The sequence below is a fragment of the Rhizobium sp. Pop5 genome, from assembly GCF_024721175.1.
Taxonomy (GTDB): Bacteria; Pseudomonadota; Alphaproteobacteria; order Rhizobiales; family Rhizobiaceae; genus Rhizobium.
Genome location: NZ_CP099401.1, coordinates 163,603 through 177,047, shown reverse-complemented (window position 1 = coordinate 177,047; position 13,445 = coordinate 163,603). Strand labels below are relative to the sequence as shown.

The window sequence follows — 13,445 nt, the reverse complement described above, 5'->3', positions numbered from 1 at the left end:
GGATCAATACCAGACGCGCTGTTTACCGGCGCCGTCGATGGTAACGTCGATATAATGCGGCTGCGATCGCACATTGGGGCGCACTATCGGATAGCCCATGCATTGGCGGCGCCCGTCCTGGCGTTGCCAATGCGGTGACAGGACCGAGTTGTTGCTGGCATTGTACCCATCGCCGTCATTGGAGCAGAGGGCATTGCTTACCGGCTGCGGTGACGTCGAAACGCAGGTCGTTTCCTGCCTGCGCGGGCCATAGTTGCTCGTCAGCCTGTATCCTGCATCGCAGTAATAGGGGTCATAACCCGGTCGCGAGCTCTGAAAACCGACACCGCTGCAGGTCGGGAACGAATGCCCCTCGGCAAGCTCCCGCCACAGTTTCTGGATCGGCGGCCGGCATTCGGCATATTGGGTTGGCCCGCCGGGATTGGAAAGGCATAGGATAACCTGGCATCCCCATTCTTCGGCCCGCGCATTATCGCCGGAAATGAGATAGGGTGGCACCGTGCAGCAGATGGCAAGCAGTGAATTCAGCAGAAGGCTTTTCATGGACAGGACCCTTCGAGACGACGACGCCCTTTTTGCATTCGGGGAGGTCAACTTTGACTGCCCGTGCTTATACTGACTTATATAACACAGTTAAATCACATGACAAGCGCGATTAAAACTCAATGGCACAACCTTGCGTTTTCCGGCCTCATTCTCCATGAGATTCTTGACCATCCGCTGGAGGACGAGACGCCGCAGGCGCGGCTGAAGCAGATCGGCATGATGACGATCCTCTATGCGATGACCCAAGCCCACCAAAAGCTAACCCTTTCGAATATCATCGAGATTACCGAACTGACGCGAAGCGGCGTGAAAGAGACGGTCGATCTTCTGGTAAAGCGGGGAATGCTGGTGGAGACGATGGGGAAGAACTCCATGGGCCGGGGGACGGCGCGGCAGTTCGAGATCTCACAGGAGCTGCTGAACAAGTTGAGCTCCTTCCGTGCCAGCGAGGGCGCAGGGTTAAACTGACTGATTTTCGACGCCAATGAGGCGGGATGGCGAATCGCGCCGGTCCAGCTCATACGGCCGGCGGCAATTGCCAGGGGCTATGGGGCAACCCGCCTGCAGGGCGGGTTCCAATCAAACAATGAAGAGTATTGGAGAAATCAGCATAGCGGCGCCGTAAGGCGGATTTCGGGAATTCTCGCCACGCTAAGGGCGGAACAAGGGCAGCCGCAGGAGCCTCAGCATAGCGGCCGTCAGGGAGGCGGAACCGACTGCCCCCGCCCGTGCGTTCCATATCTCTTTAGGCGGCCGTCCGACGCCTGAACGAGGCTCGCCGGATTTTGCCGGCGTTTGATACTTACAAGCTTACGGGCGGCCATTGAGATGCCACCCTGAAAGGTGGCATCAACACAAACGCTCAAGGAGCAAGCAATGCTTATATCTCTTCTTTTGTGGGCCGCCCTCGTCGTCCCCTGCTGCTACGCAAGTGACATTGATGATTACCTTCGGCGGCACAACTGGCCCTGACCACGCCGCGCATTGAGCGCGGCCATCGCCACGACCGGCCGATCAATTCGGCCGCTCGTTTGGGAAACTGACGATGCTGTCGATCAGGTTCGGACAGTCAACGGCATCGCGTTGGATGGGCTTGCGCGTGATCAGGCTGCGCTTTCGAGAAGTTTCTTCGCCTTGCCCTCCAGCTCAAGGCGGGTGTCCTGGTTGGTCTTGGTGCGCGCCAGCGCCGTGATCCCCTGCACGAAGTCGAAGATCGATTCCGGCGGTCGGCCCTCTTCCGACAAGACCATTTCGATCACCTTGCCGGTTTCGCCCTTCGAGAAGCCGCGCCGGCGCAGGAAGGTTTCGCGATCCTCGTCCTTACGGGCGACGATCCGCTCGCGCACCGCCTTGATGCCAGCGATGAATGGTGCCGGTGAGGAATTGGCAAAGCTGATCAATGAAGGCGCTGCTTCCTGCGCGAACCGCTGCGCGGCAAACTTCGAATGTCGGATGGTAATCTCTTCGAAGTTTTCTGTGCCCCAAAGATGCCGGTTGGCACAAACGGCGCGCAGGTAGAAGGAGGCAATGCCAAGCGTCTTCGATCCAACCTCGCTATTCCAGGCGTAAAAGCCCCGGAAATAAAGGTCCGGTTCGCCGTTCGGCAGCCGTCCGGCTTCGATCGGATGGGTATCGTCGACCAGAAACAGGAATACGTCGCGGTCACTGGCGTAGAGCGTGGTCGTATCCTTGGTGATGTCGACAAACGGGTTGTGCGTCATCGTCGCCCAGTCGAGCACGCCAGGTACCTTCCACATCGTATCGCCGGTGCCATTACCGGCGATCTTCATCACCGCTGAGACCAGTTCGTGGTCCCAGATGCGGCCGTATCCCGGCCCGGTGACGGCCCTGAGTTCGAGCCGGCCGTCGTCCATCTCGAGCGTTTTCACCAGTTCGGCACGGTGATTGAGCAAGCCGTGCTGAAGGTTGATGGCGGCAAGCGGCGCCGGCAGCTGGCGCATATAGGTGGCGGGCGCGCCGACCACGCTGCAGAGCTGACCGTAGCTCCAATGGGTCGGCGCAATCGGCTGGCGCTGACCGGGAACAAGGAGCTCGAGCCGCTCAGCGTTGTCGCGCGTGGCCTCGACGCGGATAGCGGCACTCTCGATCGTTCGCGCCTGAGCCCGGTCGGCACGGGACCGAACGGTATCGTAGAGCTCGGTCAATGAGAGGAATCGTTCGTCGTCGGGGCGCGTAAACCATTCCGACGAAACGCGGCCGATCCGTTCGCCGCGGGAAATATCGACCTTGAAGCCGGATGCCGCGGGCCGGGTGTTGGTGCTGAGCGTGTTCATTGAATTATCTCCTGAAAAACAAGAACCCGGCGCAACGTCCGGGCTGGGGGTTAAGGGATATAAAGGCTGATGGGGATCACTCTCGGTGGAGGCGTCGGTGCGCTGCCCGGATCGCCGTCAATGCCGCCTGGAATTCGGCGTTGCTGATGACGTCCGAGAAGTCGGTCGTCGTTGCGATGGTCACGCACGCTTCATGGATCTCGTCATCGCTCACCGCCGCAGCCGAAAGCCCACCGAAACTGTGATCGACCTCAAGGATGGCGACGATAGCCTCGCGAACCCTATCTTCCTGCAGCCGGGCGAGAACATGGACGGGTTTTGGCGGGTCGGCAGGCTCGTCAGGATCCGGGTCTCCCGCGAGAATGGCTTCTCCTCGGGCAATCTCCCAAGCCGAACGGGCAAGCCAATCGACCGATGGTTCACTGCCGCATGCGCATCGTCGAAGAAGATCTTCAAGAGACCAAGCAAAATTTCGAAATGGCGGGCTCGACGCTGGACCGCTTCATCGAATTGCGGCGGCACCGGGATCGAAGGGCCGGTATAGGCAGCGTGCGTTCCTTCCCAGACGCCAGTGACGTGGATTTCGCGGGAGGAATCCTGGTCCTTCTCGGAGATTTCCCAGTTGCCATCTTCGATTGCAGCACGGCAAGCTGCCTCCAGCGTCTCGGCGGCATAGCTGCGATGCCGGAACACTGGCAGATGATAGGTGGTTTCGATCGTAAAATCGGGCATTGAACTCTCCTGAAAACGGATGCGGCCCGGTCTCCTTTCGGAGCCGGGCCTTCGGTTGAGTTTCGTGAAACGGGATTATTCGGCCGCGTCGAGATGCTGGTGTTCGTCGATCTCGTCAGTCGGCGCGGAAGCATCATCCCCATCGTCAGTCAGGAAAGCCGGGAGATCGGGCGCCGGTGCCTCGACTGTCCCCCCATCAGCAATCTCACTGGTTTCGACGATCGCCCGCTCGACCGAGGCGCTATCTGTGACAAGCCGAAGCGGTTCCGGCAGCCAGCCGCTTCCGCTCATCAGCCGTTCAGCCTCGCGGGCCATGTCGGCCTTCTTGAGATGGCCGATCAGTTCCGCCGACTGGGCCCCCTTCGCCTCCCGGACCGCCTGCAGGATACGGGCCTTGGTGACGCGGCCGAGGTAGTTGTCAGCCGTTGGCACCCAACCGGCTTCGACCATCCCAAAGCCGATCGATCGGGCCAGTTGATCGGCGTGCGAGATCGCCCGCGTCCGCTTGTTCCATGGCTCGATCACCGCATTGACCGACAGCGAGGCACAATGGGCGAACAACGCCTGCCGGCTCACATCGTCGAGTGCGATCAGAAACGCCCAGAGATCGTTCGGATCCTTGGGAAGATCCTGACCCCAGGCTTCCTGCCGTTGGTCGATTTCCTTCGCCCATATCGTATCGGCCAGCCCGTCAGTTTGGCTGAATTTCGCGTTCTGCAACGTTATCTCCAGGCATGAGTCCAAGCCGTAGAAATAGAACGTCTTCAGCACGAAGGCGTGCAGCACAGCGATGAAGGCCATGACCGGATCGTTGGCGAGCGCATTGCGGAGCGCAACAGTCCGCACGGCCGTCAGATCAAGAACCAGGCGATCGGGGAGCGACTTGATCGTCTCGTCCTCGTCCTCCGATTGATCGCCGCCAGCGGCCGATCCGTCCGTGACCGATGAACCGTCATCGAGATCGACACTACCGTTGCCGTCAGCATCGGAGGGGTCGGCGTCCACGTTTTGCTCATCTTCGGGCCGTACGAAACCCCGTTGGATCTTGAGCTCGCCGCCGGCGCCCAGCGAAACAAAGACGCCGCCGCGAGCAACGTCCTCGGCGTCGAAGACATAAGGTCGATCATTGAGCCGGTCGATCTCCGTGCCGAGTTCCTCGAGCTTCTGTTCTGTCGCCTCCGAATATTCGCTCGCATTGGCATGCTCTGCATCGAGCTTTTCGTACTCGGCTCGTATGGCATCGTAACGGGCGAGCTCCTCCTCGGTCATCTCGGTCTGCTCACCGTAGAAGCGACGAAGCCCGGATGTGTGGCCATAGGGGAAATCAAAAGCGGTATCGATCCACTTCCAGCCCTCGGCCTCCTGGATCGCATCTGCGTCGGCCTTGAGTTTTTCGAGCGCGAGTTGCTCCAGCAGCGCCGGATCCCGCAGCCATCCGCCCTGATCCTGCTCGAACAGATCGCGCATCACCACGCCGCCGGCAGCTTCATAAACATCAACGCCGACATAGACGGCGCGGCGGTCACTGGCACGGATCGCGGTTTCGGTCAGCAGGCGGCGGATGTAATAGGGCTCGCGGCTATGGGATCGCGAGACCGTATCCCAGACCTGCTCCTGGCGAACACGGTCGTTGGTGATCGAGAATGCCATGATCTGTTCGAGCGTCATCTCGTCCTCGGCATAAAGATCGAGAAGCCGCGGCGAGACAGAGGCCAGCCGCAGGCGCTGCCTGACGGTGGCAACCGAGACGAAGAAGCGCGCCGCGATCTCCTCCTCGCTGAGGCCCTGCTCGCGCAAGGTCTGGAAAGCCCGGAACTGATCGAGCGGATGCAGGGATACGCGCTGGACGTTTTCGGCGAGCGAGTCCTCAACCTCAAGGGTTTCGCCCTTGCTGACGATGCAGGGAACGCCGGCGGTCTTGGCCAGCCGCTTCTGCGCCACAAGACGCTCGAGAGCGCGATAGCGGCGTCCGCCGGCCGGGATGCGATAGATGCCCGTCTCGTTGCCATCGCCGTCCAATTCCGGACGGACGTTGAGGCTTGTCAGCAGCCCGCGATGGGCGATGTCTTCCGCAAGGTCCTCGATCGAGATGCCAGCCTTGATCTTGCGGACGTTCTGCTGGCTAAGCACCAGCTTGTTGAAGGGAATATCCCGGGCTGCACTGAGGATGATTTTCTGCATAGCCTGAGCCATGTCGTTTCTCCGTGGCGGACCGGCTGGAGCCTCTCTCCAAATCTCTCAATCCGTCACAGCCTCCCCCTTCCCTCCTCCTCCTCTTTTCTCCTCCTCACTATTCGCCAGCAACGGTCTCGCCGACCGCAGCCTCCTCTCCGACTAGGAGAGCCCCTCGCTGCTCAATCCTATTGAGAGCAGGCCCTCCCGGGTTTGCTAACGACTGGACAGGTTGCTCGCCTTGATGGGATACGAACTGGCGACCTGCACGTTTCTCGCGCGTAAGTGCGCCTGATGTCGTGCAACAGCACCATAGTCGCTTTCTTCCGCAGGACAAGTCAGCATTGGCCGCCATGATTTCGAACTAAGTCCAGAAAGCGTGAAGAGCTGAGTCAGACAAAACTTAGGCCCAGCGGGCCAATGGGCGTTGTCATATGGCCTGCCTTTTCAAGCGGGCCTAACCTTTATCTCTTGAGAATGCCAACCATTCGATTGATAGCGCCCCAATATTCCTTGTGCATGGTTTCGGCTGCTTCCGAGATCGCCAGCTTCCACGCAGGTCCGCGATCCCATGCCTCTTCCAGAGCGTAAACCAGTGAAGGTCCATGGCCCGTGACCGGCAGGGCGTCGAATAGCATTCCTGCCTGTCTGAGGTCTTTATCCCGTTTGGCCTGGCCGCCGGCGTCATTTTGACGGCGACCGGCAATGATAAGCTTGTGCACCGCGTACCGGCAAGGATCAGGGATAACAACTGAGATACCGGCACCATGTAGCAAGATCGAACGAACGGGATCGCGGATCAGGAAATCCATGAATCTTAGCGGTTCGGCTGACGCACCACCGAGAGCGGGCATGTTGGCGGGTTTGTCCGAATATTCTTCGGCTCCCCTGTTAGTCGTCATGAACTCGACCCTGTAACCGGTTTGATTCCGGAAGGCATGAGATCGAGAGCTGCCGCTGATATGCGGCACGGCGCGGAACGTTGGATCAAGCCCTTTTAGGAGATCGAGGATCGGCGGCAGCGAATCCGCCACCTCAGCGGAGATCGCGAAATCCTGGGCTATGTCTGCATCACCTGTTAGGATCGCCGCCGAAGGCAGACGGATGCCAAGATATGCCGAGTAGCATTGAAAAGCGACGGTGCCGATAAGAACACCGCGCAGCCGGAAAAGACCGGCCTTGGCAAGCGCCTGCACTATATCGCCGGTAAAGTGATCAGCGGCAATCAAACCGGCTTCGCGCGTTAGCGTGGAAACGAACTTGCGGCGAACCTTATAATCTGACTTCTCACCCTTGAAGGTTTCGACCCGTTCCGAAATCAAGGGATCGTCGGCAGGTCCGACATACCGGCGCTTCTGCCCACCCCCACCATCTGGTTGGTCGAAATACCAATAACGCCGACCATCGACTGCCACCGGCACGAATCTACCCGATGGGGGAAAATCTTCCGCCCAATCATCGTCAAATGCCCGCTGCTGGAGTTCCGCAACCATAGTGCGGAACATGAGATCAATCTGCTTAATCACGGCGGCCTCTATATCATTTTCACAAATATAGTATAGGTACCAGCTGCAAGCAAGCTCGGCGGCTTTTACCCGTGGGCGCTGCCCCGCCCTCTCCTCGAATAACAGTCATTCCCGCCCCGATCCTAATTATACTAATATTCAAAATCTAGTATAGCGCTGCTGTTGAGATGCCCGCCTTTGATGGGAGCAGAATCGATAGCCCTGCATTTGCCGCAATCAGCGAGAGCAAATCTTGAGAAAATTCCGGCTCTTGATCTTTGACGAACCGAAGTGAAGAGCCGGCACGAGCAAATCTCTCGCTTGGACGGAGGCACTGTTTCGCGTGACTGAACGGCCGCTACAGAAGTGCCCACCAAGCAGAAGCGAGATCGAAAAGCTCGGTCGATCTTTACGCGAGCCTCGTCTGACTTTTATATTCTCCGCAAGGAGAATGATTATGACCAACACCCCACACGCCTACACGCCTGCCGAGGCTGCGGCTGTCAGCGAGATCGCTGTGAAGTCAGTGCACAATGCGATCGACAAGCGCATCATTGAGACTCATCTCGTTGGCAGCAGGGGTCGAGCACTCACCGATGAGGATCTGCTTCGGTTGAAGCTCTGGTATGGCGTCGGATCGATCTTGTCTGCCGAGCGCCGCAAGCGCTTGTTCGATACGATCGACCAGAACCCGGATGCCGAAACTGTTAGGGCAGACGACTATCTCATTATCGACGTTGCGCGGGCACGAGAACAATTGGCCGCGCGGGCCGAGGCGCTTCGAGAAGCCGAACGAATGATTGAAAGCGTGAAAGGGGTCGTGGGCGGTGAGCCGGTATTCGAGAAAACCCGTGTTCCCGTGCGAACAATTGCCGCGATGAAGACCCAAGGCGCAAGTACAGCGGAAATCGTCGAGGGCTATCCCTCGCTCACCGAGCGCATGGTGGAACTTGCCGAGATCTGGGTTGCGGCCCATCCCGCCAGAGGACGTCCGAGGAAGCTTTCGGAGCAGGGCCTGAAGGTGAAATCCGTAAAGCGCCTGATCCTTCGGAACGAGAACGTCCCCAAAACGTCTGGCTCGTCCTCGTGAAGTTCCTTATCGATGAAACCCTTCATGGAATCGACACCCGCCCGACCTCAAGCAGTAGACTCTCGAGTTTCTGATCAAGCATTTCGGAAAGTCGGTGGCGATTTCGGATGATCGCACGGCTGAACTTTTGATGACACTCATCGGGGCATAGACCGCCTCAAAAAGGGATCCGACCAGCGGACATTCGGCCAAGTGGTGGGCGCGGCACCGTTCAAGGGCACCGCGCCAGCGTTTACTTCATCTTCTTCATCTCGGCGAAATCGCCAGACGCCTTGATGGCCACCGTGACGTTGTCCCCAGTGCGGTTCCGCCAGAACCAACCATGCAAGCCATCGAAGGCGGCCTCGAACTCACCCTCATCACCCGGTTGGGCGCGGCCCTTCTTGTAACTAGTGGTCGAACCGCCTTCACCGTCGGCATGAAGATCGAAGTTCAGACGCCGCCTTCAGCCGTCCAGGAATAGGTCGCCTTGGCCCCCTGCTTCATCGAAAGCTTGATTTCGGTGGACTCGCCCGGTGCGAGCGTGGCCGACATCTGGTCCTGTTTCATTTCCTGGGCTTGCGCCGACGACACGAAGAAGCTGCCAAGTATGAGCGGATCGAAAAGCTGGAGAAGCTCGGCGCTGCTAAACGAGGCTCAGAACCCGTCCTCATCAAGGCTAGGTGACTGCTGCCCGTCGTGGCTCCAGCGCTCGACGCACCAGCATGCCCAAGGTTGTGATTTAAGGTGAGCAGTGTAGAATCGAGCCTAGCCGATTTTTATTAACCGCTTTCAGCCGTCCGCGATCATTGCTCTCCATGATGAAATCGTCCTTCAACCATATGCCACTTCGCAAGCAACGCGAGATCAGCCGCGTTCTGGAGATCCTGCATGAGGAATTCGAGGACGCGCTGAAGGACGGCACGGCGGAATTCAAGAAGCGCGGCCGGATTGTGAAGATTATCCTCTTTGGTTCGTACGCGAAGGGTGGATGGGTCGATGAGCCTTTTACGATGAAGGGATATCGCTCCGATTTCGACCTCTTGATCATCGTCAACAATCGCAAGCTCACCGATTTCGCTGAGTACTGGCACAAGGCCGCAGATCGGCTGATCCATGACAAATCGATCGAAACGCCGGTAAGCTTCGTCGTCCACTCCAGGCGTGAGGTGAACACTTATCTGAAGGAAGGGCAATACTTCTTCTCCGATATCCGGAGGGAAGGCATCGTTCTCTATGAACTCGACGACGAGCCGCTTGCAGAAGCCAAGCCGCTCTCGCTGGCGGATCTTTTTAAGGTTGCGGACGAACATTTCGAACAAAGGTTTCGAGCCGCGACCCGCTTTCTGCAGATGGCAACATTAGCGATTGAGCGTCATTATGTTGAGAACGCAGCCTTCGAGCTCCATCAATCGATCGAGCAGGCCTATTCCTGTGTTCTGTTGACGCTCACGAACTACGGCCCGCCGTCTCACAACATCAAATTCCTTCGCTCCCTTGCCGAGGAACAGGATCGGCGCCTGGCCGATGCCTTTCCTCGCGATCAGCATCGTGAGCGCGCCTGGTTCAACACGCTGAACGAAGCCTACGTTAAGGCTCGCTATTCCAAGCATTTCGAGATCAGCGAGGAGGCTCTCGGCTGGCTTGCAGAACAAACTGCCCTGTTGCTCCAACTGGTTGAGACGGTATGCTCCGAGCATCTGGCGATGCTTGAGGCGAATGGCGGGTAGCTGGGTCGCGCGACATTCGGACTGGCGAAAACAAGAACACAGCGTCCTTACGGATAGCACCTGGATCAGTGGTCAGGCATTTGCGCCGCTTTCTGCCCCTCGCCCCACTTCGTCTTATTTGTTCCGTTCGATCCATTATGCGATCTTCTTGGACTAAAAGGTGAATCCCATAGCAACAAGCGGGCTGCAGGGAACTGGACAATCGAACTCTGCTATCGGGATGACTCGTTTCATGGACGCATCGTGCCGTAGTTTTCAACAACGGCCGCTTTGTAATCGACCGCCTGGAAGAGCCGCGTTTATCCCGCTCAGGTGCTGCATAGCACCACTATTCCTCCTTAAACGCCCGAACTACCTGATCGGCCAGAGGCTTCGTAAGATAAGCGAGTGCGGTCCTCTCCCCAGTCTGAACGAACGCTTCGACTGGCATGCCGGCCACAGGCGTCAGATCATCAAGACGAGCCCATTCAGCGACAGGAATGGAAACTCTGAGGCGATAATAACTTTGGCCGGTCCGTTGATCGACAATCAAGTCTGCTGCGATCTTGGTCACACGGCCGTTCAATTCCGGAGTGGTTCGCTGGCTGAACGCGGAAAAGCGGAGTGTCACATCCTGCCCAACTGCAACCTGATCAATGTCCTGAGGCGCAAGCCGAAGCTCCGGTGTCAGGGCATCATTGATGGGCACGATCTGCATGATCGCTTCGCCTGGTGTGACAACTGCCCCCGGCGCATGAATAGCTAGTTCGTGGACTATACCAGCCTGTGGCGATCGAATATCGATGTGCCGCAACTCATCCTCGGCTGCGATAAGCCGCTCGGAATATTCTCCAATCTCGCTTTCCGCCTGGCGGAGTTGGTCCGATACCTCGGTTCTCTGATCATCATCGACCTGAATGATCTGCAGCTCGGTTTCGGCTATTCTTCCCTTTGTTTGCGCCTCGGACGCAACGAGATTTCCAAGTTCGCCGGAGAGGTCGGCAGCTTCTCGCTGCAACGCATAGACGCGGGTCGCCGGAATGATCCCCTGATCGAGCAGCGGCTGCAAGCTGGCGAGTTCCTTGTTGATGATGGAGATCGCCGCCTGCTTGCCCTGTTGCTGCGCAGTCAGCCCATCCGTCTCCTTCGAGAGTTGCCGAACGCGTTCGGTGAGCTGCGCCTTGCGTCCCCTCGCCGACGACCGTCGATCATTGAACAGGCGCTGTTCGCCATCGAGCATCGCAGCAACCTCCGGATCTTGCTGATGTGTGAGGAGCGTCTCCGGGAAAGAAATGGCCTCTCTCCCGTCCCGTTCGGCCATCAGGCGGGCCGTTCGCGCGGCCAGCTCTTTCAGCCGCTTCGAGACGATCGCCAGACTGGCACGCGTCTGCGTGTCATCGAGATGTACGAGTATCTGGCCGGCTTCGACGATGTCGCCATTTTTAATGAATACCTCTCCAACAGTACCACCCTTCTGATGCTGAACGGGTTTTACGTAGCTGTCGACTACAAGCGTTCCGGCGGCGATGACGGCACCCTGGAGCCGGATCGTGGCTGCAAGCCCCCCAAGGACGCCAACCAACATCACGATTGCTGCGAGAGCGACTAGCGTCAGATGGCGGATGGCTCGCTCTGCCAATGGCGCATTGCTGGAAATCATTGTGCCATTCCCTCGCCTGATACCATCAGCCGAACAGGGGCAGGTACTGTCGTCGGCGGTGGCGCAACCTTTTTCAAGACCTCGTCTTTCGGACCGAACGCCGAAGCCTGACCATTTGCGAGAATGAGAACCAAATCGACCCCCGCGAGGGCGCTGGGACGATGGGCGATGACTATCGCGATGCCGCCACGTGCCCGGATACCGCTGACGGCCCTCGTCAGTGCTGCCTCCCCTTCCGCATCGAGGTTGGAATTGGGCTCATCGAGAACCACTAGGAAGGGATTGCCGTACAGGGCTCTTGCCAGGGCAATGCGCTGACGCTGCCCCCCCGAAAGGGTGGCCCCTTGCTCACCAATTTTCGTGTCGAAACCATCGGGAAATTGAACGATCATTTCATAGACGCCTGCGGCCTTGGCCGCCGCAATGATCTTTTCGGATGACGCTTCAGGATCGAAGCGCGCGATGTTTTCGGCAATCGATCCGCCGAAGAGGGAAACATCCTGGGGCAGATATCCGACATGCTCACCAAGTGCCGTTGGATCCCATTGCGACAGCATCGCGCCGTCCAGACGAACCGCACCCGCAAGCGGCTGCCACAGACCGACTAGGCTCCGGGCGAGCGATGATTTTCCCGAGGCGCTGGGGCCGATGACGCCGACCGCGTCACCGGCTCGCAGCTCGAACGAGATGCCCCGCAAGATCGGGTTCTTTGAACCGGGCGCGGCGAGGTGCAAGTTCTCGACTTTCAGCCCGTCAGTCGGAGCAGGCAGAGATACTTCGCGTTCGTTGCTCGGCATGAGTTGCGAAAGCTGCAACAGGCGAGACCAACTATTTCGCGCCGCAACAAATCCTTTCCATTGTCCAATAGCCAGTTCAACGGGCGCCAGCGCACGGCTGACGAGGATGGAACTGGCAATCATGATCCCGCCGGATGCTTCCTGACGGATCACAAGCACTGCCCCCACGGCCAGCACCGCGGACTGCAGCATCATTCGAAGGATCTTCGAAAGTGTTCCGAGTGTGCCGGTCACGTTCGATGCGCGCAGATGATTGTTAAGATAGCGATGATTGACTTCGTGCCATTTCCGGCCAAGACGGTGGCCGAAGCCCATTGCCAGAACAGCCTCGGAATTTCGCCGCGTCGCTTCCGCAAGTGCAGTTCGTTCGGAGGCGATTTTAGCGGCCTCCTTTGCAGGCTCACGGGATTTCTGTTCCGCCAGGATCGTGAGGCCGATGAGCATCACAGCACCGGCGAGAGCAGTCCATCCGATCCAGACATGGAAGAAAAAGCAAAGGCCCAGATAAAACGGCATCCAGGGAATATCGAACAAGGCCGTTGGCCCAGGACCCGACAGGAAACCTCGCACCGTGTCCATGTCGCGCACCGATTGGAGGCCATCGCCGGACATCTGCATGCGCGAAGGAAGAAGCACAAGGGAGTTGTGAACCGTCTCTTCGAAACGCTCGTCCACGGAAAGCCCGATACGCACCAGGAGCATCGAGCGGACGAGTTCAAGAACACCCTGAAAGACATACAGAGTGGCAGCGATGATGGCCAGGCCAGCCAGGGTCGGGAGACTTCGGCCGGGAATGACGCGGTCATAGACCTGGAGCATAAAGAATGAACCGGTCAGTGCGAGGATATTGACGATGGCACTCGTCGCCCCGATGCCGAGAACGGCCTTCTTCAGCGAAAAAAGCACCGCCACAAGAAACACCTGTGGCGGCTTGGTATTACCTGTCGACAAACTCAGACTC

General features: G+C 58.4%; 9 protein-coding genes and 1 pseudogene. 3 read left to right on the top strand and 7 right to left on the bottom strand.

The genetic code is table 11. The annotated features are described in order from the left end of the window. Positions 1-3 precede the first annotated feature (3 nt). Positions 4-543: a hypothetical protein gene (locus NE852_RS26515; protein ID WP_258156945.1), complete on the bottom strand. Its 540-nt coding sequence runs from the start codon at positions 541-543 to the stop codon at positions 4-6. A 99-nt stretch (positions 544-642) separates the two neighbouring features. On the opposite strand from NE852_RS26515, the gene NE852_RS26510 reads away from it, so the two are divergent. Next, positions 643-1,014, top strand: a complete 372-nt coding sequence (locus NE852_RS26510; RefSeq protein ID WP_037172833.1) for a MarR family transcriptional regulator — start codon at positions 643-645, stop codon at positions 1,012-1,014. Between the two features lie 635 nt (positions 1,015-1,649). Here the strand turns inward: NE852_RS26510 and NE852_RS26505 are convergent. The 4 genes and pseudogenes from NE852_RS26505 to NE852_RS26490 form a co-directional block, all read right to left on the bottom strand. Beyond that, positions 1,650-2,840, bottom strand: coding sequence for a hypothetical protein (locus NE852_RS26505; protein ID WP_008530441.1), 1,191 nt, complete (start codon positions 2,838-2,840; stop codon positions 1,650-1,652). Between the two features lie 76 nt (positions 2,841-2,916). Then, positions 2,917-3,572: pseudogene (locus NE852_RS26500) on the bottom strand (hypothetical protein). Positions 3,573-3,647: 75 nt separating this feature from the next. Beyond that, positions 3,648-5,765: a ParB/RepB/Spo0J family partition protein gene (locus NE852_RS26495; protein WP_258156944.1), complete on the bottom strand. Its 2,118-nt coding sequence runs from the start codon at positions 5,763-5,765 to the stop codon at positions 3,648-3,650. 443 nt (positions 5,766-6,208) lie between these two features. Beyond that, on the bottom strand, positions 6,209-7,267 hold the full coding sequence (locus tag NE852_RS26490) for a GSU2403 family nucleotidyltransferase fold protein (protein ID WP_245270607.1): 1,059 nt from the start codon (positions 7,265-7,267) through the stop codon (positions 6,209-6,211). A gap of 439 nt (positions 7,268-7,706) precedes the next feature. Here NE852_RS26490 and NE852_RS26485 point away from each other — a divergent pair, with 439 nt between their 5' ends. Next, positions 7,707-8,339 carry a DUF433 domain-containing protein gene (locus NE852_RS26485; protein ID WP_008530437.1) on the top strand — a complete coding sequence of 211 codons (633 nt, stop codon included), beginning with the start codon at positions 7,707-7,709 and terminating at the stop codon, positions 8,337-8,339. 797 nt (positions 8,340-9,136) lie between these two features. Next, the gene (locus NE852_RS26480; protein ID WP_008530435.1) at positions 9,137-10,048 is read left to right on the top strand and encodes a nucleotidyltransferase and HEPN domain-containing protein; all 912 of its coding nucleotides are present in this window, start codon (positions 9,137-9,139) and stop codon (positions 10,046-10,048) included. A gap of 328 nt (positions 10,049-10,376) precedes the next feature. Here the strand turns inward: NE852_RS26480 and NE852_RS26475 are convergent, their stop codons facing one another. Both NE852_RS26475 and NE852_RS26470 read right to left on the bottom strand, forming a co-directional pair. After that, entirely contained in the window at positions 10,377-11,687 is a 1,311-nt protein-coding gene (locus tag NE852_RS26475) for an HlyD family type I secretion periplasmic adaptor subunit (protein WP_008530434.1), read from the bottom strand. Next, positions 11,684-13,435 (bottom strand): type I secretion system permease/ATPase, encoded by a 1,752-nt coding sequence (locus tag NE852_RS26470; protein WP_008530433.1) that lies wholly within the window; start codon positions 13,433-13,435, stop codon positions 11,684-11,686. The genes NE852_RS26475 and NE852_RS26470 overlap by 4 nt, the downstream gene beginning before the upstream one ends. Positions 13,436-13,445: the final 10 nt, after the last annotated feature.